19 protein-coding genes are annotated in these 23,158 nt (G+C 73.5%); 15 read left to right on the forward strand and 4 right to left on the reverse strand.

What is annotated here, in order from left to right; genetic code table 11:
- The first annotated feature begins 599 nt into the window (after nucleotides 1–599).
- The 3 genes from QQS16_RS11150 to QQS16_RS11160 all read left to right on the forward strand — a co-directional run bounded on the left by QQS16_RS11150 (nucleotide 600) and on the right by QQS16_RS11160 (nucleotide 5,668).
- Nucleotides 600–2,243 carry a tetratricopeptide repeat protein gene (locus tag QQS16_RS11150; RefSeq protein ID WP_502963900.1) on the forward strand — a complete coding sequence of 548 codons (1,644 nt, stop codon included), beginning with the start codon at nucleotides 600–602 and terminating at the stop codon, nucleotides 2,241–2,243.
- On the forward strand, nucleotides 2,240–3,964 hold the full coding sequence (locus tag QQS16_RS11155; protein WP_286061467.1) for a sulfite exporter TauE/SafE family protein: 1,725 nt from the start codon (nucleotides 2,240–2,242) through the stop codon (nucleotides 3,962–3,964). Before QQS16_RS11150 ends, QQS16_RS11155 begins: the two co-directional genes overlap by 4 nt.
- Nucleotides 3,965–4,051: 87 nt before the next feature.
- Nucleotides 4,052–5,668: a serine/threonine-protein kinase gene (locus QQS16_RS11160; RefSeq protein ID WP_286061468.1), complete on the forward strand. Its 1,617-nt coding sequence runs from the start codon at nucleotides 4,052–4,054 to the stop codon at nucleotides 5,666–5,668.
- Nucleotides 5,669–5,670: 2 nt separating this feature from the next.
- Here the strand turns inward: QQS16_RS11160 and QQS16_RS11165 are convergent, their stop codons facing one another.
- A complete protein-coding gene (locus QQS16_RS11165; protein ID WP_286061469.1) occupies nucleotides 5,671–6,477 on the reverse strand; it encodes an SGNH/GDSL hydrolase family protein in 807 nt (268 codons plus the stop codon).
- A gap of 315 nt (nucleotides 6,478–6,792) precedes the next feature.
- Between QQS16_RS11165 and QQS16_RS11170 the strand changes: the two genes are divergently transcribed.
- The 7 genes from QQS16_RS11170 to QQS16_RS11200 all read left to right on the forward strand — a co-directional run bounded on the left by QQS16_RS11170 (nucleotide 6,793) and on the right by QQS16_RS11200 (nucleotide 16,539).
- Nucleotides 6,793–8,001 (forward strand): S8 family peptidase, encoded by a 1,209-nt coding sequence (locus tag QQS16_RS11170; protein ID WP_286061470.1) that lies wholly within the window; start codon nucleotides 6,793–6,795, stop codon nucleotides 7,999–8,001.
- Nucleotides 8,002–8,182: 181 nt separating this feature from the next.
- Nucleotides 8,183–8,572, forward strand: coding sequence for a hypothetical protein (locus QQS16_RS11175; protein ID WP_286061471.1), 390 nt, complete (start codon nucleotides 8,183–8,185; stop codon nucleotides 8,570–8,572).
- Between the two features lies 1 nt (nucleotide 8,573).
- A complete protein-coding gene (locus QQS16_RS11180; RefSeq protein WP_286061472.1) occupies nucleotides 8,574–9,671 on the forward strand; it encodes a GNAT family N-acetyltransferase in 1,098 nt (365 codons plus the stop codon).
- A gap of 389 nt (nucleotides 9,672–10,060) precedes the next feature.
- The gene (locus QQS16_RS11185; protein WP_286061473.1) at nucleotides 10,061–10,882 is read left to right on the forward strand and encodes a glycosyltransferase family 2 protein; all 822 of its coding nucleotides are present in this window, start codon (nucleotides 10,061–10,063) and stop codon (nucleotides 10,880–10,882) included.
- On the forward strand, nucleotides 10,879–11,865 hold the full coding sequence (locus QQS16_RS11190) for a glycosyltransferase family 2 protein (protein WP_286061474.1): 987 nt from the start codon (nucleotides 10,879–10,881) through the stop codon (nucleotides 11,863–11,865). The genes QQS16_RS11185 and QQS16_RS11190 overlap by 4 nt, the downstream gene beginning before the upstream one ends.
- A complete protein-coding gene (locus QQS16_RS11195) occupies nucleotides 11,862–12,662 on the forward strand; it encodes a polysaccharide deacetylase family protein (protein WP_286061475.1) in 801 nt (266 codons plus the stop codon). The genes QQS16_RS11190 and QQS16_RS11195 overlap by 4 nt, the downstream gene beginning before the upstream one ends.
- Complete coding sequence (locus tag QQS16_RS11200) at nucleotides 12,655–16,539, forward strand: lipopolysaccharide biosynthesis protein (protein WP_286061476.1); 3,885 nt, start codon at nucleotides 12,655–12,657, stop codon at nucleotides 16,537–16,539. The genes QQS16_RS11195 and QQS16_RS11200 overlap by 8 nt, the downstream gene beginning before the upstream one ends.
- Nucleotides 16,540–16,569: 30 nt before the next feature.
- On the opposite strand, the gene QQS16_RS11205 is transcribed toward QQS16_RS11200, so the two are convergent.
- Nucleotides 16,570–18,000: a GH39 family glycosyl hydrolase gene (locus QQS16_RS11205; RefSeq protein ID WP_286061477.1), complete on the reverse strand. Its 1,431-nt coding sequence runs from the start codon at nucleotides 17,998–18,000 to the stop codon at nucleotides 16,570–16,572.
- A 166-nt stretch (nucleotides 18,001–18,166) separates the two neighbouring features.
- On the opposite strand from QQS16_RS11205, the gene QQS16_RS11210 reads away from it, so the two are divergent.
- A complete protein-coding gene (locus QQS16_RS11210) occupies nucleotides 18,167–19,261 on the forward strand; it encodes a DUF5925 domain-containing protein (protein WP_286061478.1) in 1,095 nt (364 codons plus the stop codon).
- Between the two features lie 15 nt (nucleotides 19,262–19,276).
- A complete protein-coding gene (locus QQS16_RS11215; protein WP_286061479.1) occupies nucleotides 19,277–20,029 on the forward strand; it encodes a DUF72 domain-containing protein in 753 nt (250 codons plus the stop codon).
- Between the two features lie 301 nt (nucleotides 20,030–20,330).
- On the opposite strand, the gene QQS16_RS11220 is transcribed toward QQS16_RS11215, so the two are convergent.
- Nucleotides 20,331–20,702 (reverse strand): GntR family transcriptional regulator, encoded by a 372-nt coding sequence (locus tag QQS16_RS11220; RefSeq protein ID WP_286061480.1) that lies wholly within the window; start codon nucleotides 20,700–20,702, stop codon nucleotides 20,331–20,333.
- Between the two features lie 72 nt (nucleotides 20,703–20,774).
- On the opposite strand from QQS16_RS11220, the gene QQS16_RS11225 reads away from it, so the two are divergent.
- Nucleotides 20,775–21,704: a GNAT family N-acetyltransferase gene (locus QQS16_RS11225; protein ID WP_286061481.1), complete on the forward strand. Its 930-nt coding sequence runs from the start codon at nucleotides 20,775–20,777 to the stop codon at nucleotides 21,702–21,704.
- Complete coding sequence (locus QQS16_RS11230) at nucleotides 21,685–22,185, forward strand: ribonuclease FAU-1 family protein (RefSeq protein ID WP_286061482.1); 501 nt, start codon at nucleotides 21,685–21,687, stop codon at nucleotides 22,183–22,185. The genes QQS16_RS11225 and QQS16_RS11230 overlap by 20 nt, the downstream gene beginning before the upstream one ends.
- Before the next feature lie 76 nt (nucleotides 22,186–22,261).
- Here QQS16_RS11230 and QQS16_RS11235 read toward each other — a convergent pair whose 3' ends face one another.
- Nucleotides 22,262–22,879, reverse strand: coding sequence for a class I SAM-dependent methyltransferase (locus QQS16_RS11235; RefSeq protein ID WP_286061483.1), 618 nt, complete (start codon nucleotides 22,877–22,879; stop codon nucleotides 22,262–22,264).
- A gap of 140 nt (nucleotides 22,880–23,019) precedes the next feature.
- On the opposite strand from QQS16_RS11235, the gene QQS16_RS11240 reads away from it, so the two are divergent.
- Nucleotides 23,020–23,151, forward strand: coding sequence for a hypothetical protein (locus QQS16_RS11240; protein WP_286061484.1), 132 nt, complete (start codon nucleotides 23,020–23,022; stop codon nucleotides 23,149–23,151).
- Nucleotides 23,152–23,158 lie beyond the last annotated feature (7 nt).

Here is a 23,158-nt window from a genome sequence, read left to right on the forward strand (position 1 = left end):
CCCTGCGCAGCGACCAGGTTGAGCAGTCCGTCGACCAAGGAGAGGGCATGCCCCGGCGTACGAACGACAGCGCACCGGCCAGCGGCCACGCGACACCGCCGCCCGCCACCCCGGAGCACGCCCGCAGCGGCGACGGCAGCGCGGGGGCATTCGCCGGGGGCGAGGCGAAGACTCCGGCCCCGGCGCCCCCGCAGCCCGACCACAGCACGGAGACACCCGCCGGGGACGGCGCGAAGACCGCGGCACCCGCGCCCTCGGAGTCCGCCCGCGGCACGGGTACACCGGCTGAGGCCAGGGCGAAGACCGCGGCACCGGGAACACCCGCCGACAGCGGGACGAAGACCGCGGCACCCGCGCCCTCGGAGTCCGCCCGCGGCGCCGGAGCCCTCGCCGACGGCGGCACGAGGCCCGCGCGGCTGAGCACCAGGGCTGAGGCGACAACCGGGCCGAGGGCGGCCGGGGCGGGCGCGGCGGATTCGGGGCAGGCGGACAGGCCGGACGCTGCGGACGCGGCCGTCGGCTCCGGTGACCGCTTCCTCGCCGGGGCCGACAGCGCCTGCCAGGTGGCCGAGGCCGTGGGGACGCCTGCGGTCGCGTCGATCGATTCGCGCCCGGACGACACCCGCTCCCCGGGGGAGGAGTCACCGGGCGACAGCGGCACCCGATCGCTCCGGACACCGGTCACCACCCGTGGCCCGCACGGCGACGAGGCGCTGGACGACACCGGCACCGGAACCCGCCCGCACGGCGACGAGGCACCGGGCACCCCCCACGCCCGAACCCGCCCGCACGGCGAGGAACCGTCGGACGGCACCCGCGACGGACATCACCCGGGGGCGTCGGACCGCTCCCGTGCCGGTGAGAGAGGTCCCGTCGACCCGCGCGTCGTGGCCGTCCGGCGGCTGTCGGCCGCCGGGCGGCGGTGGCGGGGGGCGCGGCTCGCGGGGTGTGCGGCGTTGCTGGCCGTGGCGCTCACCGCGGGGGCCGTCGCGGTCGGGGCGGCGCGGGACGGCGGTGGCACAGCGGTGGCATCCGCGTCCGCCGGCCTGGCACCGGGGTTGCTCGGCAGCGGGGACCTCGACACGGGCATCACCGCGCTGCAGACGCATCTCCGCGCCCAGCCACGGGACTTCGGCGGGTGGGCCACCCTCGGTCTCGCCTACGTCGAGCAGGCCCGCACCACCGGCGACCCCTCCCGCTACCCGCAGGCCGACCGCGCGCTCAAGCGCTCCCTGGAGCTGGAGCCGGACAACGACCAGGCCCTGTCCGGCAGCGCGGCCCTCGCCGCCGCCCGGCACGACTTCGGGGACGCTCTCGCCTACGCCGACCGGGCCCTGGAGCAGAACCCCTACAACGAGCGCGCGCTGTCCTCCCGTGTCGACGCCCTCGTCGAACTCGGCCGCTACGCCGAGGCGTCGAAGGCGGCCGACACCGCGGACGCCCGGCGGCCGGGCGTGCCCGTCTTCACGCGGTACGCGTACGTGCACGAGCTGCGCGGTGACGTGAGGACCGCGCGCCGCGTGCTGGAGCAGGCCCTCGCCGGCGCGACCGCGCCGGGAGACACGGCGTACGTGTCCACCGCGCTCGGCCAGCTCGCCTGGAACCAGGGCGACCACACGGCGGCCCTGAACCACTACGCGCGGGCTCTCGCCGCCGACGAGGACTACCTCCCGGCGCTGGAGGGCCGCGCCCGCGCCCAGGCCGCGAGCGGTGACCGGGCCGCCGCGATCGCCGGCATGGAGGCCGTGGTCGCCCGCCTCCCGCTGCCCGGCCCGCTCGTCGCGCTCGGCGAGCTGTACGAGGTCCGGGGCGCCGAGGGTGACGCGGCGAAGGCCCGCGACCAGTACGCCCTCGTCGACGCCTGGACGGCGCTCGCCCGCGCCAACAAGGTCAACGCCGACCTCGACACCGCGCTCGCCGCCGCCGACCACGGCGACAAGGCAGAGGCCCTGCGCGCGGCCCGCGCCGAGTGGGACCGCCGCCGCACCGTGCACACCGCCGACGCGCTCGCCTGGGCCCTGCACGTCAACGGCCGTGACGAGGAGGCCCTGCCCTACGCCCGCCGGGCCACGGCCACCGGCTACCGCAACGCCGCGTTCCTCTACCACCGGGGCATGATCGAGCGGGCCACGGGCCACCAGAAGGAGGCCCGCACTCATCTGACGGCGGCGCTGAGGCTGAACCCCGGCTTCTCGCCCCTGGGCGCCCAGGAGGCCCGTACGGCGCTGGAGGCGGCCCGGTGACGCGCCCGCCCCGGCTCCGGCCCAGCCGCCGTCCGCTCGCCTCCGGCGCCGCCGTCCTCACGGCCGCCTGCGCCCTCGTCCTGGTCCCCTCGGGGGCCGCGAGCGCCCACCCGCTCGGCAACTTCACCGTCAACCACTACGACGGCCTCGTCGCCGCCCCCGGCGAACTGCGCGTCCAGCACGTCGAGGACCTCGCGGAGATCCCGGCGACCCAGGCCGGGCCCGAGCTGAAGCGCCTGGGCACGGCCGAGTGGGCCCGGCAGCGCTGTGCCACGGCCGCCCGGGACACCGAGGTCACCGTCGACGGCCGTACGGCCGCCCTCGCGGTGCGAGGCAGCCGGGCACGCGTGGCACCCGGCCAGGCCGGGCTCGACACCCTCCGCGTGGAGTGCCGGCTGACCGCGCCGCTCCCCGAGGACGACACCGTCGCCCTCGGTTTCCGCAGCGCGGGCGCCTCCTCCGGCCCCGGCTGGCGGGAGATCACCGCGCGCGGCGACCGGATGACGCTCACCGCGTCGGACGTGCCGAAGACCTCGCTGTCCCGCGAACTCACCACGTATCCGGAGGAGTTGCTCTCCTCCCCCGCCGACACCACGTCCGCCTCGCTCCGGGTGCGGACCGGCGGCCCGGCCCTGGCCGACGCGGACCAGGACGCTCCCGCCGCCTCCGTCCTCCCGCGCGGTGCCGACCGCTGGACGCGGGCCCTGGACTCCCTGGTCGCCCGCCACGACCTCACCGTCGGCTTCGCCGCGCTGGCCCTCCTCATCGCCGTCGCCCTGGGCGCCATGCACGCGCTCGCACCGGGCCACGGCAAGACGCTGATGGCGGCGGTGGCGGCGGCCCGGGGCGGCCGGGCCCGGATGAAGGACGTCCTGCCGCTGGCCGCCTCGGTGACCGTCACCCACACCCTGGGCGTGGTCGCCCTCGGCCTCCTGGTGACGGCCGGCTCGGCGGCGGCGCCCTCGGTGATCGCCTGGCTGGGCATCGCGAGCGGCGCCCTGGTCACGGCGGCCGGACTGACCCTCGTACGACGGGCCTGGCACAACCGGGCCCACGCGCGCGGGCACACACCCGACCACGGGCACACACCTGGCCATGGGCACGGACACAGCCACGACCACGACCACGGGCACCCGCACCCGCACCCGCACCCGCACGAGACGGCGGAGATCCACGAACGCCCGCTCGCCCTGGCGGCCGCACACAGCCGCCCCGCCCCCGCCGCCCGGTCCGCGCACCCGCCCGTGCCGACGCCCGCGCCCGCGCATGACCACCCCCACCCCCACCCTCACGACCACCAGCACGACCACGACCACGGTCACAGCCACTCCCTCACGCACTCCCACGGTGGTTTCACCCACACCCACGCCACCGCCCCCACCCTCCGCGGCACGATCCTCCTGGGATTCGCCGGGGGGCTCGTGCCCAGTCCCTCCGCGGTCGTGGTGCTGGTCGGCGCCGCCGCCCTCGGGCAGGCCTGGTTCGGGCTGCTGCTCGTCGTCGCGTACGGCGTCGGGCTGGCCCTCACCCTCACCGCGGCCGGCTTCGCGGTCGTCAAGCTGGGTACCGGTGTCACCCGGATGCTCGACACGCGCCCGCGCTGGGCGGCCGGTCCGCTGACCGCCCTGGTGCGCAGGACCGTCCCCCTGGGGTCCGCGCTCGTCGTCGTGGCCCTTGGGGCCGGATTGCTGCTCAAGGGGGCGGCATCCGTACTCGGCTGAGCTACTTTTGGGGAGAAAACGCGCGGATCAGTACGAGGATCACCACGTGGCGTGGACCGTGCACGCGGATGCGAATGGGGGACGCCCGTGTCCGAAGAACCGGGCAGTGAACGTCTGATCGCCGGGCGGTACCGCCTGCTGTCCCCGCTCGGCGAGGGTGGCATGGGAACCGTGTGGCGGGCCCGCGACGAGGTGCTGCACCGCGAGGTCGCCGTCAAGGAGGTGCGCGCGCCCGCCGGGCTCCAGGGCTCGGAGGTCGAGCGGATGTACGCCCGGCTGGAGCGGGAGGCGTGGGCGGCGGCCCGGGTCGCCAACCGCAACGTGGTCACGGTGTACGACGTGGCCACCCAGGACGGCCGTCCGTGGATCGTCATGGAGATCGTGCGCGGCATCTCGCTCGCCGAACTGCTGGACGCCGAGGGCCCGCTCCCGCCGCAGCGGGCCGCGCACATCGGTGCGGAGGTGCTGTCCGCGCTGCGGGCCGCGCACGAGGCCGGGGTGCTGCACCGGGACGTGAAACCGGCCAACGTGCTCATGTCCAACGACGGCCGGGTCGTGCTCACCGACTTCGGCATCGCCCAGGTCGAGGGCAGTTCGGCGCTGACCATGACCGGCGAGGTCATCGGCTCGCCGGAGTTCCTGGCGCCGGAGCGGGCGCTGGGCCGCACGCCCGGACCCGAGTCGGACCTGTGGTCCCTGGGCGTGCTGCTGTACGCGGCGGTCGAGGGTCACTCCCCGTTCCGCCAGAACACCCCGCTCAGCACCCTGCGCGCGATCGTCGACGAGGAGCTGCCGCCGCCGTACCGGGCCGGGCCGCTCGCCCAGGTGATCGAGGGGCTGCTGCGCAAGGACCCGGCCGAGCGGCTGTCGGCGGAGCGGGCGGAGCAGGACCTGCGGATCGTCGGCGCGGGCGGTACGCCCCGCGCCGACGCGGTCCAGGCGTCCCCGTACCCGCCGACGGTCGCGGCCCACCGTCAGCCGCCGGCCACCGCGCCGGCTCCGCAGTCGTGGACGGGGCCCGCCCCGGCGGCCGGGCCGACCGGCACCACGACCGCGCCGGCACGGCCGCGCCGTGACCGCCGCGCCGCCGTCGTGCTGATCGCGGGCTGCGTCGCGCTGGCGCTGGCGATCGGGGGGCTTACCTACGCGCTGCTGAACGACGACGACGGGGGGAACGGGGCCGGCGCCACGCCGACCGCGACCGGGACGACCGGGCTGAGTTCGCCGTCGGTGAGCGACAGCGCGCCGCAGGACACCGGATCCCCGGAGCCGACGCCGAGTCCGAGCGAAAGGACCACCTCCGCCGCTCCGCAGCAGTCGGTGGAGGTGTCGCTGGCGGGGGCGCGCACGCAGTACTCCGGTACCTGCCCGCCGGCCGAGGGCGAGGCGCCCGCCTTCACGGCGACGTTCACGGTCGGCGAACTGCCGGCCGAGGTGAGCTACCGCTGGGTGTCGCGGGACGGCGAGGTCATGGACGCGGGGTGGAAGACCCTCTCGTTCGCGGAGGGCGACGGCCGGACCAAGCAGGACACGGCGTTCGTGACGACCACCGAGGACAGCGGGAGCTTCGAGAACGAGATCAGCGTCGAGGTCCGCGAGCCCGTGCGCGCGACGTCCAACGCGGTGCCGTTCACGGTGACCTGTGAGTCGGAGGCCTCGTCGGGCGAGGCCTCCGCTTCCCCTTCTGTCTCGGAGACTCCCTGAGGTCAGGCCAGGCCGTCGAACACCGGCAGGTAGCCGCCGGACTGGCCGGCCGCCGTCGGGTGGTACGACTCGCCCACGTTGAGCAGGCTGAGGCTGTGCAGCCAGGAACTGCCGGAGCAGATCTCGTGGCCGGTGAAGGTGGTGCGGACGTCGCCGAAGACGAAGCCGAAGTCCGCGGCCCGCTTGGCGATGGCGGTGTCGAGGTGGTCGGCCGCGGCGTTGATGGCCCTCCGTTTGGTCTCGGAGAGGCCGACGCACGTGGTGCCGAGCTTGTAGAACCGGGGGTAACCCAGCACGACCACGCGGGCGTTGGGGGCCTTGGAGCGGATCGCCGAGTAGACGCCGTCGAGCTTGCCGGGCAGCGTCGAGTCGACGTACGCCTTGGCGGTGTCGATCCGGGACAGGCAGGCGCTGTCGGACTGGAGGACACAGGTCGTCATGACGTCGGCGAAGCCGGCGTCGTTGCCGCCGACGCTGATCGAGACCAGGCCGGTGGCGGAGCTGAGCGGGGTCAGCTGACTCGCGAGAACATCACCCGTTCGGGCACCCGAGCAGGCGGTGAAATCGAAGGACGAGGGTGAATGGGCGGCGGCCCAGAGGTGGGGATACGCCTTCGTGCTCCGCTTGCAGTCACCGCTCGCGGCGGTGTAGCTGCCCGCGCCGACCCCGGAGGAGTAGGAGTCGCCGAGGGCCACATAGCCGCCAGGGGCGGCGAGTTGGTCCGCCTGCGCGGTCGTGGCCCCGGTGAGGGCGGTGCCGGCGGCGAGGAGGAGCGAGCCGACGTAAGCGGCAAATCGGGAACGTCTCATGGAACCTCCCTTAGCAGGATCTCTGCCACAACCGTCGTAGCAACTACGCGTGTTGACGGGAAGTGTTCATGCCAAGACTTTTCAGCCTTTCACGGGAGCGACCCGGCGTGTTCACGGTGGTTTTGATTACGCGTCCATGACAAATATGTGACGAGCGGTCAAGTCTCTTGTTCTACCCCCGTAGACCGCTGATTCTTTACTCAGCCACGGAGAGGAACGCAGCGCTCCCCGGCCGTGTGCGCGACGACGCGCGCACCCCCCACAGACGCGCGGCCCCACCCAGACGCGCGCCGCCTAGAGGAGGACTCCCTCGTAATGGCACACCTGCGTAGCACCAAGCTCCGGCTCGCCGCGATAACCAGCCTGGCGACCGCCGCCCTCGTGGGCGGCCTCACCACCCTGCCCGCCCACGCCGCCCCGGCGGAGGGCAAGGTCCTGGCCGCCGGCTCCCCCACGGCGGTCAAGGACAGCTACATCGTCACGCTGAAGAAGGACGCGGGCTTCAAGGCCTCCTCCAGCGAGGGCAAGAGACTCATCACGGAGTACGGCGGCACGGTGCGGAAGACGTTCGGCGCGGCGCTGAACGGCTACACCGCCACCCTCTCCGCCACCGAGGCCAGGAGACTCGCCGCCGACCCGTCGGTGGCCGTCGTCGAGCAGAACCAGCGCGTCCAGCTCACCGACACCACCCAGTCCAGCGCGCCCTGGGGCCTGGACCGCATCGACCAGACCTCACTCCCGCTCTCCGGCACCTACACCTACCCGGACACCGGCGGCAGCGGTGTGACGGCGTACGTCATCGACACCGGTGTGCGGATCACCCACTCCCAGATCAGCGGCCGTGCCTCGTACGGCTACGACGCCATCGACGGCGACACCGTCGCCTCCGACGGCAACGGGCACGGCACCCACGTGGCCACCACGATCGCGGGCTCCACCTACGGCGTCGCCAAGAAGGCGAAGATCGTGGCGGTCCGCGTGCTCGACAACGCCGGCTCCGGCACCACCGCCGGCGTGATCGCGGGCATCAACTGGGTGACCAACAACCGATCCGGCCCGTCGGTCGCCAACATGTCGCTCGGCGGCGGCGCCTCCAGCACCCTGGACACGGCGGTCGCCAACTCCATCGCGAGCGGCGTGACCTACGCCGTCGCGGCGGGCAACAGCAGCGCCAACGCCTCCTCGTACTCCCCGGCCCGCGTCGCCTCGGCGATCACGGTCGGTGCCACCACCCGCACCGACGCCCGGGCCAGCTACTCCAACTACGGCTCGGTCCTGGACATCTTCGCCCCCGGTTCCTCGATCACGGCCGGCTGGCACACCAGCGACACCGCGACGAACACCATCTCCGGTACGTCGATGGCGAGCCCGCACGTCGCGGGCGCGGCCGCGGTCTACCTCGCGGGCCACACCTCGTCCACGCCGGCGCAGGTCGCCACGGCCCTCGTCAACGGCTCCACGACCGGCAAGGTCACCAGCCCGGGCACGGGTTCCCCGAACCGCCTGCTGAAGCTCGTGCCGTAGCGGTGCCGTAGCGCTCCGCTCCCGTAGTGCCGCCGGCGCCGGGGCGGCAACTCGCCCCGCCCGGCACACCGTTCCCCGGAGGCCTCACCCGCCTCCGGGGAACGCCCGCATCTTGACGGCCCGCACGCGCCTGCGCGACTCTGAAGCCCGGCATCCGGCGCTTCGGGGGGCAAAGTCGCCTATGCGGACCATACGTGTCAAGACGTCTCCAAGAGATGTGTCACCGCTGCTCGCGGGCGCCGCGACAGCCGTCGCGGGGTGCGGCGCGCTGCTCGCGCTCGCCGGCTCCGACTCACCGCTGCGCGGCCCGTTCACCCTGTTCTTCCTGCTCGCCGCGCCCGCGACCGCCATCGCCGCCGCGCTGCGCGGACTGGAGACCTTCGGCCGTCTGCTCGCCGCGGTGGCCGGCGCGGTCGCCCTGAACATGCTGGTGGCCCAGGGCATGCTGGCCACACACCACTGGTCGGTGCGCGGCGGGATCGTCGTGGTGAGCGCGATCAGCGCTCTCGGTCTCCTGCTGGCGCTGACCCGGCGGCCGCGCGGCCGTACGGCCCGACGACAGGGCGTCTGACATGCAGATCGACGTGTACCGGCCCGGTGAGCTGAGCGCGGCCGACCGGGCGGTCTGGACGACGATGCAGTCCAAGGCCCACCTGCACGGGGCGCCCGGGCTGGCGAACCCGTTCCTGTCCCCCGAGTTCGCGCTCGCGGTGGGCCGCTGCAGACGGGGCGTACGCGTCGCGGTGGTCCGGGAGGGCGGTGAACCCGCCGCGTTCCTCCCGTACCAGAGGACCGCCGCGGGCGTCGGCCGGGCCGTCGGACTCGGCGTCTCGGACGCCCAGGGCCTGGTGCACCGACCCGGGTTCGCCTTCGACGCCCACGAGCTGCTGCGGGCCTGCGGGCTCGCCGTCTGGGAGTTCGACCACCTGGTGGAAGGCCAGGAGCCGTTCCGGGCACACGCCACCGGCTCCTTCCCGTCGCCGGTCATCGACGTCGACCGCGGCTACGACGCCTATCTGGCCCACTTGCGGGACCGGTCACCCAAGTTCACCCGCACCACGCTCGCCAAGGAGCGCCGGCTCGGCCGGGACGCGGGCCGGGTGACCTACGTCCACGACGAGCGCGACCCGGCCGCCCTGCGCGCCCTGATGGACTGGAAGTCCGCGCAGTACCGCAGGACCGGCCGCAGCGACCGCTTCGCGCACGACTGGATCACCCGGCTCGTGCACCAGCTGTTCCACACCCGCTCCGAGCCGTTCGCGGGGATCCTGTCCGTGCTGTACGCGGACGGCAGGCCGGTGGCCGCGCACTTCGGGCTGCGCACCGAGCGGGTGCTCGCCTGCTGGTTCCCGGCGTACGACCCGGATCACGCGAAGTACTCCCCCGGACTGGTCCTGCATCTGCGGATGGCCGAGGCGGCCGCCGCCGACGGCATCGCGTACCTGGATCTCGGCCGGGGCCAGAAGGACTACAAGGACTCCCTGAAGACACGCGAACTCGAGGTGTCGGAGGGGTGGGTGACACGACGTCACCCGGTGGCGGTCGGGCATCGCGTCCGCCGCGCTCCGGTACGGGCCCTGCGCAACGCCGTGGTGTCCCGGCCGGAGTGGTTCGAACCGGCCGACAGACTCCTCAAACAGGTGGGGAAGTTCCGTTCGGGGCGCCGGTGACAGCCGATCGGCAGGTCGATCGGTAACGGTCAAACCATCAAAAACGTGAGGCCTCGTTCCAGGTCTTGCCATACAGGCTCAATCGTCAATACCGTCGTACATCTCACCCGCACCGGTTCGTCATCAAGCGGCTCCAGGGGAGGGCTCAGGACCGCGATGGATCCCGGCGCGGGGCGCGGTAGGGGGGTGCCGTGCTCGGTGATCACTCCGATGACCGGGTCGTGCCGCGCGACCGGCTGCCGTTCTCGGGGCCGGCCAGCTTTGCCAACTCACCCGGCAAGCACGGAGATCGTTCCGGCATGCCCCGGGTGAGAACCCCCCTTTCGAACCGGACACGAAGCCGGGCCGCCCAGGGGCGGGCGGTCCACCGGACGAGAGGGACCAGACTCATGAGCTCAGTTCTGCGCCCGGCCAGTGCGGGCCAAGATCCGTCGATCGCCGTCACGTACCGGCCGATCTCCTCTCACCTGGCCATCACGCCACCGGTGAGTGTGGTGATTCCCGCCATGAACGAGGCGGAGAATCTCCCGTACGTCTTCAAGACGCTTCCGGACTGGATCCACGAAGTGGTGCTGGTGGACGGCAACTCCACCGACGGCACCGTCGACGTGGCCCGCTCGCTGTGGCCGGACGTCAAGGTCGTCGAGCAGCGCGGCAAGGGCAAGGGCGACGCGCTGATCACCGGGTTCCAGGCCGCGAGCGGCGACATCATCGTGATGGTCGACGCGGACGGCTCGGCCGACGGCAACGAGATCGTCAGCTATGTCTCCGCCCTCGTCTCGGGCGCGGACTTCGCCAAGGGCTCCCGCTTCGCCAACGGCGGCGGCACCGACGACATGACCTTCATCCGCAAGCTCGGCAACTGGGCGCTGTGCACGGCCGTCAACCGCAAGTTCGGCGCCCGCTACACGGACCTGTGCTACGGCTACAACGCGTTCTGGCGGCACTGCCTCGACAAGATCGAACTGGACTGCACCGGCTTCGAGGTGGAGACCCTGATGAACATCCGGGTCGTCAAGGCGGGGCTCAAGGTGCAGGAGATACCGAGCCACGAGTACCTCCGCATCCACGGCACCAGCAATCTGCGGGCCGTGCGGGACGGGCTCAGGGTGCTCAGGGTGATCCTGCGGGAGCGTTCCAACCGGCGGGCGCTGCGCAGCCGCAGGCACCCCTCCCCGATGCTCGACTCGGTCCGGGGAGAGGTGTCTTGAGCGGTCCCGACATCTCCGTCGTGATCTGCGTGTACACCGAGGACCGCTGGGAGGACATCCTCGCGGCGGTCTCCTCGGTGCGGGCGCAGTCCCGCCCGGCCCTGGAGACCCTGCTGGTCGTCGACCACAACGCGGCGCTCCTGGACCGGCTGGCCAAGGAGTACGAGGAGTCCGGCCAGGTCCGGGTGCTGGCCAACGCGGGCCCCCGCGGCCTGTCCGCCGGCCGCAACACCGGGATCGCCGCGGCGCGCGGTGACGTCGTGGCCTTCCTGGACGACGACGCCGTCGCCGAGCGGGACTGGCTGCGGCACTTCGCCGAGGGCTACGCCGATCCGCGGGTGATGGCCGTCGGCGGCCGTACGGTGCCCATCTGGGCGTCGGGCCGCCGGCCGGCCTGGTTCCCGGAGGAGTTCGACTGGGTGGTCGGCTGCACCTACAAGGGCCTGCCGTCCGGGCTGGTGAAGGTGCGCAACGTCCTGGGCGGCAACGCCTCGTTCCGCCGCAGCGCCTTCGAGGCGGCGGGCGGATTCGCGACCGGCATCGGACGCGACGGCGACAAGCGGCCGCTGGGCTGCGAGGAGACGGAGCTGTGCATCCGGCTCACCCGGGCCAGGCCGGAGGCGATCCTGCTGATCGACGACCGGGCGGTGATCCACCACCGGGTGCCGCGGACGCGCGAGCACTTCGGGTACTTCCGCTCCCGGGCGTACGCCGAGGGCCTGTCGAAGGCCCTGGTGGCGCGGAGCGTCGGCACGGACAAGGGCCTGGAGTCCGAGCGCCGGTACACCACCCGGGTGCTGCCCGCCGGGGTGGCGCGCGGACTGCGGGACGCGCTGCTGGCCCGTCCGGGCGGCGCCGGCCGCGCGGGCGCGATCGTCGCCGGGGTGCTGACGGCGGCGGGCGGCTACATGGTGGGCACGGTCCGCGCGCGCCGCGGCGGAACCACCTTCTCGGTGCCCGGGATCGAGAGGGGAAGCACATGAGCGACGGGCCCGCGCCGATCCTGATGTACCACGCGGTCGCGACCGACCCGGAGGAGGCCACGCGCGCGCTGTCGGTGACCCCGGAAGCGTTCGCGGCGCAGATGGCCGTGATCGGCGCCCTGGGCCGCACACCCGTCACCACCGCCGATCTCGCGGCCCGTTGGCGCTCCGGCCGCCCGCTGCCCGAGCGGCCGGTCCTGATCACCTTCGACGACGGCTACGAGGGCGTGCACCGGCACGCCCTGCCCGTGCTCGCCCGGCACGGCTTCCCGGCCACCCTGTTCGTCTCCACCGGCTGGATCCGGGGCGCGTACGACACCGGGGGCGGCCCGGACACCATGCTGGACTGGGGCCAGGTCCGCGAACTGGCCGCGGCGGGCGTGGAGATCGGCGGGCACAGCCACACCCATCCGCAGCTCGACCAGCTCGACGACGCCGCGCTGCGGCACGAGCTGATCCACTGCAAGGAGATCGTCAGCGACGCGCTCGGCTCGGTCCCGGCCTCGTTCGCCTATCCGTTCGGCTACTCCAGCCGCCGGGTGCGGCGGGCGGTGCGGGAGACCGGGTACGGACAGGCGCTCGTCGTCGGCAACGACCTCGCCCGGCGCCGCCAGGGGCCGTACGCCCTGCGACGGGTCACCGTGCGCCGCGGCACGGGACCGGAGGAGTTCGAGCGGCTCGTCGAGGGCCGCGCCATCACCCGGAACTTCGCCGGGGACCGCGCCCTCACCAAGGGGTACGCCCTGGTCCGCAGAGCACGTCAGGTCCGCCGGAAGGCCATCCGTTCCCGTGTCTGACACGACCACGACCGAGCCCACCCCGCCCGCGTCCGAGGCGCCCGGGCGGCCGGGGCGCCGGCTGCGCCTGCCCGGCCTGGGCCGGTCCCCCGGCGGCAACCAGCTGTTCCGCAACGCCTACGCGCTGATGCTCAACACCGGTATCTCCGCGGTGCTCGGTCTCGGCTACTGGCTGGCCGCCGCCCGCTACTACTCCGAGTCGGCGGTCGGCCAGGGCTCCGCCGCGATCGCCGCCATGAAGCTCCTCGCGGGCCTGACCGCGGTGACCCTGACGGGGGCGCTGGCCCGCTTCATCCCGGTCGCGGGCCGGGCCACCGGCCGGCTGATCCTGCGCACGTACGCGGGCAGTTCGGTGATCGTGGCGCTGGCCGCCCTCGTCTTCCTGTTCACCCTGGACCTGTGGGGGCCGTCGTACCGCTTCCTGCACGGGCCGCTGTACGGGCTCGGTTTCGTGGTGGCCGTCGTCGCCTGGTCGCTGCTGACGCTCCAGGACGGGGTGCTGACCGGGCTGCGCAGCGCGCTGTGGGTGCCGGTCGGCAACACGGTGTTCTCCGCGGTGAAGCTGGGGCTGCTGGCCGCGTTCGCGGTGGCGATCCCGACGACCGGCGTGTTCGTGTCGTGGGTCGCGGCCATCGCGTTCTCCGTGCTGCCGCTGGGCTGGCTGGTGTTCCGGCGCCTGGTGCCCCGGCACGAGAAGGCGACCGACGAGCACGCGAAGCCGCCGACGCTGAAGGAGGTCGGGCGGTTCCTGGCGGGCGACTACACGGGCTCGCTGTTCTCGCTGGCCGTGGTCTACCTGGTCCCCGTGATCATCGCCTCGCAGGTCAGCGTCGAGGACAACGCGTACTTCTACATCACCGCCACGATCGGCGGCACGGTCAACCTGCTCGCCATCAACATGGGCGCGTCCCTGACCGTCGAGGGCTCGCACGACCCGCGCCGGCTGGCCGCCAACACCCGGGCCGCCCTGAAGCGGATGGCCCGGATCATGCTGCCGGTGGCCGGGATCCTGTTCTTCGGGGCGCCGTGGATCCTCGGCGTGTTCGGCGCGGGCTACGCGGACGCGGCCGCCCCGCTGCTGCGCTGGTTCGCGGTCGGCGCGGTGCTGCGGGTCGTCATGGAGACGTACTTCGCGGTGCTGCGCGCGCAGAGCCGTACCGCCGGACTGGCCTGGCTGCAAGGCCTGTTGTGCGTGCTGGTGCTCGGTCTGACGCTGTTGCTGCTGCCCCGGATGGGCCTGGCCGGCGCTGGCGTGGCGGAGATCTGCGCGCTGGGGGTGATCGTCACGGTCGCCGCGCCCAGGCTGTACCGGATCGTCCGGGGCGCGCCGGGCGACCTGCCCGGGGGGGCGGCACCCGACGGGGACCTCGCCGACCTGGGGGCACGCGAGGCGCCCGCCCCGGCCGGACCACAGCGGCGCGCGCCCGTCTGGGGGCTCGACCAGGACACGCTCGCCCTCGGCGTCCGTGTCGACTTCGACCACCTGGAACGCCGGCCGGACGTCCGTCCGGGCCCCGGCACCCCGCCCACCGGGACGTCCGTGGCTCCCGAGGACCACCGGCCCGCCTGGGCGGCGAACCCCGAGGTGGGCCTGCCGGTCGAGGAACGGGAACCCGGCGCGGAGGCGTCCCTGGGCCCGGCCGAGGTGGACGCCCCGTTCGAGGCGCCGGAGGAGGCCGCCGTGCGGGAGGACCCCGCCATCGCACGGGACGAGGCCGCCGTACGGGAGGACCACGCCGTCGTACAAGAGGAGGCCGCCGTACGGGAAGAGGCCCCGGAGCGGGAAGAGGCCCTGGTACGCGCCGGAGGGCCGCGGGCCGACGAGGTGGCCGAGCCCGACGACGTTCCGGTGCCGGCGGGTGCGCCGCCGACCCGGGCCGGGCTCGTCCTCGGCGGTCTGCTGGCCGCCGCGCTGCTGCTGTACTGGGTGCCCGCGCTGCGGCTGGGCGAGGCCGACCTGGACGGGATGGGCGGGCTCGGGCTGATCTCCGTGCTGCCGACACCCACGCTCGTCGGTGCCGCGCTGCTGGCCGTGGTGTTCGCCTCACTGCTGTGGCTCGGCCGGGAGCACCGGACGCTGCTGCTGGTGACGCTGCTGGCGACCGTCGTCTCGCTGCACGCGCTGCCCGCGGTGATCGAGACGCAGCCGCGGTTCGCGACGGCCTGGCAGCACCTCGGGTTCATCGACTACATCGACCGGACGGGATCGGCCGTACCCGACCTGGACGCGCGCTGGAGCTGGCCGGGCTTCTTCGCGGCGGCCGCGTTCGTCGCCGAGGCCTGCGGAGTCGACGACCTCACCGAGGTGATCCGCTGGTGGCCGACGGCCGTCCAACTCCTCTACCTGGCGCCGATGTTCCTGCTGGTGCGCTCGATGCGGGCGAGCTGGCGGGCGAAGTGGACCGGTGTCTGGATCTTCGTGCTCAGTGGCTGGGTCGGCCAGGACTACTTCTCCCCGCAGGGTTTCACCTATCTCCTCTACCTGGTGTTCGTGGCGATCCTGCTCGTCTGGTTCCGGGCGCCGGGCGTGATCTGGGCCCGGCGGCGCCCCGGCGAGATCGAGGTCGAGCCGACGGACCGGCGGCAGCGGGCCGTGCTGCTGATGGTCGTGATCGGCCTGTTCGCGGCGAGCGTCCCGGCCCATCAGCTCACCCCGTTCGTGATGGTGGGCGTGCTCGCGGTGCTGGTCCTGGCAGGCCGCAGCGAACTGCGCGGCCTGCCCCTCCTGTTCGGCGTCATGGTGACGGCCTGGGTGGGCTTCATGGCCGAGCCGTACTGGTCCGGGCACTTCGCCGAGATGTTCGGCGGGGTCGGCGGGGTCGGCGGCAACGTCAGCTCGTCGGTGTCCGGGCGGATCGAGGGCGGCAGTTCCACCCACAAGCTGGTGCTGTACGTGCGGGTGCTGCTGGCCGGCGGGGTGATGGCGTTCGCCTGCTGGGGCTGGTGGCGCAGGCGCTGGCACCGCTACCGCGAACGGTCGCTGCTGGTCCTCACCTTCGTGCCGTTCCTGGGCTTCGGCATGCAGTCGTACGGCGGCGAGATGGCCCTGCGGGTCTTCATGTTCGCTCTGCCGGGGGCCGCCCTGCTCGCCGCGCTCGCCCTGTTCCCGCGCACCGGCGTCACCGTCGAGGAACGCGACAAGGACCGGGTGAGCCTCGCCCCGCTGGCCGCGCTGATGGCGGGACTGGTCCTCATGGGCGGCTTCCTGGTGGCCCGTTGGGGCAACGAGCCGTTCGAGCGGATCCGCACCGGCGAGGTCGCGGCCATGGACTACCTCTACGCCCACGACGATCCGACGGCCCGGCTGCTGTGGCTGAGCAACGACACGGTGACCAACGTGACGCCGGCGATGCCGTGGGGCGCCCGGGACATGGAGAAGGTCGAGTACCTGCCGACGCTCGCGCCCGCCGACCCGGTGCTGGTGTCGGGCCTGGTCAAGGCGTTGAAGGACGCCGGCCCGAACTCGTATCTGATGGTCAACCGGAGCCAGGTCGTCTATCTGGAGCTGGACGTGGGCTACCCGCCCACGTGGGAGTCGCGGCTGCTGCGGAACCTGGACGAGCGACCGGAGTTGCGCAAGGTCTTCGCCAACGGCGACGTGACGATGTACGCGCTGCGCAAGCAGCCCGAGGGCAAGGTGCCGGCCGCGGACCCCGGTCCGGTCGGGCCGCTGGTGACGTGGACACCCTGGTCGGTGGTCGGGGCCTTCGCGGCACTCGCGCTGATCGTGCTGCTGACGGCACGGGAGGTCGTCCGGGTCGCGGTGCGGCCGGGTGTGCGGCAACTGCGGTGGCTGCAGAGCAGCTTCTGGTTCTCGCTGCCGCTGCTGGCGGTGCTGCTCGCCTCGCTGATCCAGCGGTTCCTGACGATGAAGTGACGCCCGGGCGGCTGAGCCGGAGCGGGTGGCTCAGCCGGTCCTCCGGTCGAGCCACTCGACCTCGTACGCCTGCATCGTGAGCCGCCTGCCGTCGACCGTCACGCCGATCCGCCGGTCGAGGGTGTTGACGACCAGGACCGCCTCGTCGCTCGCCAGGACCCGGACGCCGGGTGCGTCGCGTCCGGCGACGGGCACGGTCCGGTGGGCGGTGCCCGGCCCGAACTCCGCGGCGAAGCGGGAGACGAGGTCGTACATGGGCAGCTTCGCGCCGCCGCCGGCCCGATCGGTCGGTGTCCACAGGCAGCCCGCGCAGTCGGCGCCCTTCTCCTTCTGCGGATTCCAGTAGAAGCCGGAGGTGGCGCCGCCCCTGGCCATGGCGATCATCCCGGCGGCCTGGACGGCGACGCGGCGGGTCTCGGACCAGCCCTCGCGTTCGTCGTTCCCGTCCCCGGGCTCGACGTAGTACTCGGCCCACCACAGCGGCAGGCCGCCGGTCCGGGCCCGCACCCACTCGCCCACCGCCGTGAACTTGTCGGTGGCCGCGAACTCGTCGGGCAGCAGCTCGTCGTCGTTGGTGTAGCTGGAGCCGTCGACGACCACGAAGTCGGCGCCGGCCTTGTGCTCGTTCCAGTAGGCGAAGGCGTCCAGGACGCGCTGGTCCATGGCGCCCCAGGGACCCCTGAAGGTCGTCGAGGCGTCCTCGGACCGGGGGTCGAGGCTGTCCATCACCAGGTACGGGCCGCCGACCATGATGTCCTCGTCGACGCTCTTGAGTGCCTTGTGGACCAGGTTGTACAGCTCCGTGTACCCCTCGTGGTCCCAGCGGGCCTCCGCGTCGTTCCAGAAGCCCTTGAACTCGTTCCAGACGACGAAGTGGCGTACGTCCGGATAGCGCTTGGCGACGGTCGCGGCCAGGTCGGCGAAGTCCTGGTAGTGCTCCGGCTCCGGAGCCGTCTCCAGGGAGGCCTGGCTCCAGTCGGTGCGGTCGACGCCGGCCTCGCCGCCCTTCATCCAGTCCGGGGAGCAGCACAGGGTGATGACCGGGGTGGCACCGGAGGCGCGCATGAAGTCGACACGGCGGTCCATCGCCTCGAAGTCGTAACGGCCCTCCACCGGCTCGGGGTTGTCGGCGCCCCAGCCCATGATGTGCTGGTTCTGCGGCAGGCCCCCGGCCTCGGCCAGCAGGCCCCGGACGCGCCGGGTGGCGGCGGCGCTGCCCTCGTCGGCGCTGAACTGGGTGTGGGTGAACCCCCAGCCCACCTCGGGCTTCGGCGCGTCGGCGGGAACGGCCGGCGTGCCGTGCGCCTGGTCGCCGTCGCGGGTGGTGCCGGCGGTGCTCGCGCCGTTCCCGGGCAGCGTGTTGAGCAGGGTCACGAGCAGCGCCAGAGCGGCCGCGCCCACACCGAGCAGCGCGGTGAGCCGCCACCGCCGAGCCCCCGAATTCCACCCATGACGTCCCATCGAGGACAACGGTATCCGGCGGGGTGCCCGCTGGGCAGAGGTCGTGGCCGTACAGCTCGGTAACGGACCGCGGGGGCGCGCCGCGGCGGAACCACGCCGCCGGCGACACCTCGGCGCGCTGCGGAAAGCGGGTGCACGAGGCGCGTGCGTGCCGGATCATGGCGGCATGTCTGCGAACCCACACGACGCTCTGCCGATCCGGCTCAACGTCGACGACAGCGACTCACCGTCCGACGTCGTCGACGCGCTGTTCCTCGGCCGCTTCGCGACGGGCGAGCAGCCGTACTCGCACGCGGCCAACATCGACCGTGTCCGGTCCGGGGCGACCCTGATGCCGCCGGGCGCCCGAGTGCTGCGCGTGGCCCGCGACGACGACCGCAGCGCGACGCTCGCCGAGGGCGACGGCTGGACGCTGCTGATCTCCCGCTGGAACCGCGGCGCCGACGTCACGGTCACGGCGACCACCGCCGAGCTGGCCGAGAAGGTCCTCGACCAGGCCACCGACGGCGCGGCGGACGAGCCCGAACCGCAGCCGGAGAACGTGACGATGGGCTTCTGGTACGTCTCCCCCCGGCGCGGCCCGCACCGCACCACCCGCCAGATCTCCGCGGGCACGTGGGACGAGGTGCGGACCAACTACACCGAGCCGGTGGCGGACGCGATGGACCGTCTGATGAAGACGACCCCCGAGGACATCGCGGGCCGGCTGCTGCTCCTGCACGGCCCGCCGGGCACCGGCAAGACGTCGGCGCTGCGGACGCTGGCGCGGTCGTGGCGGGACTGGTGCCAGGTGGACTGCGTGCTGGACCCGGAGCGGCTGTTCAACGACGTCGGCTATCTGATGGACATCGCGATCGGCGAGGAGGACGGGGCGGGCAAGGGCCGCTGGCGGCTGCTGCTGCTGGAGGACTGCGACGAGCTGATCCGCGGGGAGGCCAAGCACACCGCGGGCCAGGCGCTGTCCCGGCTGCTCAACCTCACCGACGGCCTGCTGGGCCAGGGCCGCAACGTCCTGGTCGGCGTGACCACCAACGAGGACCTGGAGCGCCTGCACCCGGCCGTGGTCCGCCCCGGCCGCTGTCTGGCCCGGATCGAGGTGGGACCGCTGACCCGCCGGGAGGCGGTGACCTGGCTGGGCACCGAGGAGGGCGTCGGCCGTGAGGGGGCGACCCTGGCGGAGCTGTACGCGCTGCGCCGGGGCACCTCCCCGACGTCGGTCCCGGAACCGCGGGGCGGGGTGGACGCGGGGCTGTACCTGTAGTGCTTTCATGAGGGTATGACCCTGTTCGTCGGCACATCGGGCTGGCAGTACAAGGACTGGCGGGGTGTGCTCTACCCGGCCGGGTGCCCCACGCGGCTGTGGCTGGAGGAGTACGCGGCGCGGTTCGCGACGGTCGAGATCAACAACGCCTTCTACCGGCTGCCGTCCCGGGAGACCTTCGAGGCCTGGCGGGAACGCACCCCGCCGGACTTCGTCGTCGCGGTCAAGGCCAGCCGCTACCTGACCCACATCAAGCGGCTGAAGGACCCCGGGGAGCCGGTGCACCGGCTGATGAGCCACGCGGCGGGCCTGGGCGACCGGCTCGGCCCGGTCCTGCTCCAGCTGCCGCCGACGCTGCGCGCCGACCCGGGTCTCCTGGACGCCTGCCTGGCCTGCTTCCCGACCGGCACCAGGGTCGCCGTCGAGCCGAGGCACGAGTCCTGGTGGACGCCCGAGGTGCGCGCGGTGCTGGAGGCGCGCGGGGCCGCCCTGTGCTGGGCCGACGTCCGCTCCCGCCCGGCGGCCCCGCTGTGGCGCACCACCGACTGGGGCTACGTCCGCTTCCACGTCGGCCGGGCCCGGGCCTGGCCGCACTACGGCCGGCAGTCGCTGAGGACGTGGGCCGAGCGGATCGCGGCCACATGGGCGCACGGCGAGGACGTCTTCGCGTACTTCAACAACGACCCGAACGCGGCGGCGGTGCGGGACGCGGTGGTCTTCGCACGGGCGGCGGCCTCGGCGGGCCTGTCCCCGACCCGCACACCGTGAGCCCCGCCGACGCCGACGCCGACAGGACGGACGGGACCGACGGCCCACACCGGCCTTGGCAGCACCGCCCCGGGCCACATCCTGTGAACCCCGCCCACGGCGACGCCGTCGGTCCCGAGGGGACCGCGGGACCGGTCGGTCCGACCGGACCGATTCCGGTTCACGCGCTGCGGGTCGCTCCGGTCACGACGTCAGGGGTGGTCCCGGGCCGACCCCGGCACCAGCCCCGGTCCGCGCGTCATGCGCCTTCTCCGCCGCGACGGCGGCCACGACGGCGCCCGCCGGCGGTGCCGAGTCCCGCTCAGCCCCGCTCGTAAGCCGCCCGCAGGGCATCCCGTACCGCGACGAGCGCCGCGCTCTCGTCCAGGCCAAGACGGCGCACCCGCTCGACGTACGCCTGGGCGGCCGACGCCGCCTCACGTTCCGCCGCCGAGCCCACCGCGGCGACGTACGTCCCGTTGCGCCCCCGCGTCTCGATCACCCCGTCCGCCTCCAGCGCCCGGTACGCCTTGGCGACCGTGTTCGCGGCGAGGCCCAGCGACTCGGCCAGCCCTCGCACGGTCGGCAGCCGGTATCCCACGGGCAGGACTCCCGACCGCGCCTGCTCGGAGATCTGTGCGCGCACCTGCTCGTACGGCGGGGCGCTCTCGTCGATGTGGATCTTCAGGGTCACGCAGGCGATTGTCCCGCACCCGCGCGAAATTGAGAGGCACCGGGACGCGTCTCCCGCATAGCCTCCGTCCATATGACCATGACTGTGCGCGACCTGCGCCCCACCGTCCGGGCCGACGTCGAGGGATTCGCCCGCGTCCGCCGGCTCGCTCTCCCGTACTACCTCGTCACCCCGGACTCCCTCGCCTACGACCTGGCCCACGCGCACCCCGACGCCCACTACCGGCCCCTGGTCGCGGAGGAGGACGGCGAGGTGGTCGGCACGGCCCAGGTGGGGATCGTCCACGACAGCCCGGACCCGGGCCAGGGGTACGTCAACGTGTACGTGCACCCGGGGCGCACCGGCCGCGGCGCCGGCTCGGGCCTGGTGCGCGCGGCCGAGGAGTACCTGGCCGCACTGGGGGCGACCCGGCTCTTCGCCTGGGTCCTGGACGAGCCGGGCAACCGCGCCTTCGCCGAACGGCACGGCTACCAGGACCGCCGCACCGCCCACTTCCTGCGCCTGGACCTGGCGAACGGCACCCTGCCGCCGCGCGAGCCCCTCCCTCCGGGCGTGGAGCTGCGCTCGGGCGCCGGCTTCGCGGACGACCCGCGCCCGCTGTTCGAGCTGGACGCGGAGACGATGTCGGACGAGCCGAGCGACATCGACTACGAGTTCACCGACTACGAGGCCTGGCTGGAGAGCACCTGGAACCACCCGCTCTTCAGCGCCGAACTGACCTCCGTGGCCTTGGTCGACGGGCGTCCCGCCGCCTTCAGCGCGGCCCGCACGGACGGCGGCACCCGCTACGGCACCGTCATGACCGGCACCGCCCGCGCCTTCCGCGGCCGCGGCCTGGCCAAGCTCGCCAAGAACGACGCCCTGCACCGCGCCCGCGCCGCCGGACTCGTCGAGGCGTTCACCGGGAACGACGCCGGCAACGGTCCGATGATCGCGATCAACAAGTGGTTCGGCTACGAGATCTGTGCCACGGAGGTGCGGTATGTCCGCGAACTCGGCTGAGTCGCCCCGCCAGGTGGAGGTCGTCCTCGTCAAGGCGGGCCGTACGAAGATCCGTTACCCCAGCGCGCTCCTCCACGACGACGGCACGCGCATCGTGGTCCGCGCGCCCTGGGCCGGGGACGCCGCCCGTGACTTCGGCTTCGTCCGCTTCGAGCCGGGCGATGTCTTCACCGAGTACTACTGGCGTGACCGCTGGTACGCCGTGAAGGAGGTCCGCGACGCGGCCGGCACGGTGAAGGGCTGGTACTGCGACATCACCCGCCCGGCCACGCTCGCCGGCACGGAACTCGTGGTCGAGGACCTCGACCTGGACCTGTGGGTCTCGGGCGACGGCACGGACGTACGCCGGCTGGACGAGGACGAGTTCGCCGAGAGCGGCCTCGCCGACCGGGACCCGCGGGCCGCGTCCGCCGCCGTGGCCGCCCTCGACGCGCTGGAGGCGCTGGCCCGTGGGGAGGGCCTCACCACGCTGCTCGCCTGAGCGCCACCGCCGGCCCCCGCCCGGCTGACACGCCCAGCCGCCCAGCCCCCTGCCGCCGCTCGACCGCCCCGCCGCCTCAGCCGGCCGTCGCCACCACCGTGTACCGCTCGTCGTCCACGTCCTTCCCCCACAGCCGCGCGTCGTCCGACAGCCGGTCCACGCGCACGGTCCCGCCGAGCGGGGCGAGCAGGGCGGTGAGCCGGGCGGCGGGTATGCCGACCGGGTCGACCGTGCCCCACACGCCCTCGACCAGCACCAGCCGGCCGCCGGGGCGGAGCAGTCGACGCCAGTGCCGCAGGGCCCGGCCGGGGTCGGGCAGCGTCCACAGCACGTGCCGCACGAGCACCACGTCGAACCGCTCCTCCCCCACCGGCGGGTCCGCCGCGTCACCGACGAGGAACACCGCGTCACGGCCGGCGAGTTTGGCGCGCGCGAGACCGACCATGGCCGGGGACCGGTCCACCCCGGTGACACGGTGCCCCTGTTCGGCCGCGAGGAGCGACAGGCTTCCGGTGCCGCAGCCGAGGTCGAGGACGTCGGCGGCGGCGCCGGGCAGCCAGCCGCGCAGCCGCCCGGCCCAGGCCAGGCGCACCTGCGGGTCGCGCAGACCGTGGTCCGGCGCGTCGTCGAAGGACGGGGCCTGCGCGTCCCAGTCGGCACCCACCGTGTTCGTTCCGTCACTCTGATCGGTCATGCGCTCAAGAGTGACACCCGCCACTGACAATCGAATCGTGACAACCGCCACTGACAGAACGGCAGCCGATGAGGAACTCTCCCTCAACGGGTCTACCTCCGTGAGAACGCGGAACTCGGTAGTCCCTGAAGGAGGCAGCCATGCGCCGTGTGACCGTGCAGAAGCCCCTGAAGAAGACGGACTCCCGAGTCCGCGAGGAGGCCGACGAGCGCCCCGCGGGACGCCCGGAGGTCCGCAAGGACGTCGCACGGACGTGGTGGCCCGACGGGTGAGAGCGCC

It is taken from the genome of Streptomyces sp. ALI-76-A (assembly GCF_030287445.1).
Taxonomy (GTDB): Bacteria; Actinomycetota; Actinomycetes; order Streptomycetales; family Streptomycetaceae; genus Streptomyces.

Coding starts and splice junctions, on each gene's coding strand:
- QQS16_RS11165 (WP_286061469.1), bottom strand. CDS start 6,477: ATGAGACGTTCCCGATTTGCCGCTTACGTCGGCTCGCTCCTCCTCGCC.
- QQS16_RS11170 (WP_286061470.1), top strand. CDS start 6,793: ATGGCACACCTGCGTAGCACCAAGCTCCGGCTCGCCGCGATAACCAGC.
- QQS16_RS11175 (WP_286061471.1), top strand. CDS start 8,183: ATGCGGACCATACGTGTCAAGACGTCTCCAAGAGATGTGTCACCGCTG.
- QQS16_RS11180 (WP_286061472.1), top strand. CDS start 8,574: ATGCAGATCGACGTGTACCGGCCCGGTGAGCTGAGCGCGGCCGACCGG.
- QQS16_RS11185 (WP_286061473.1), top strand. CDS start 10,061: ATGAGCTCAGTTCTGCGCCCGGCCAGTGCGGGCCAAGATCCGTCGATC.
- QQS16_RS11195 (WP_286061475.1), top strand. CDS start 11,862: ATGAGCGACGGGCCCGCGCCGATCCTGATGTACCACGCGGTCGCGACC.
- QQS16_RS11205 (WP_286061477.1), bottom strand. CDS start 18,000: ATGGGACGTCATGGGTGGAATTCGGGGGCTCGGCGGTGGCGGCTCACC.
- QQS16_RS11210 (WP_286061478.1), top strand. CDS start 18,167: ATGTCTGCGAACCCACACGACGCTCTGCCGATCCGGCTCAACGTCGAC.
- QQS16_RS11215 (WP_286061479.1), top strand. CDS start 19,277: ATGACCCTGTTCGTCGGCACATCGGGCTGGCAGTACAAGGACTGGCGG.
- QQS16_RS11225 (WP_286061481.1), top strand. CDS start 20,775: ATGACCATGACTGTGCGCGACCTGCGCCCCACCGTCCGGGCCGACGTC.
- QQS16_RS11230 (WP_286061482.1), top strand. CDS start 21,685: ATGTCCGCGAACTCGGCTGAGTCGCCCCGCCAGGTGGAGGTCGTCCTC.
- QQS16_RS11235 (WP_286061483.1), bottom strand. CDS start 22,879: ATGACCGATCAGAGTGACGGAACGAACACGGTGGGTGCCGACTGGGAC.
- QQS16_RS11240 (WP_286061484.1), top strand. CDS start 23,020: ATGCGCCGTGTGACCGTGCAGAAGCCCCTGAAGAAGACGGACTCCCGA.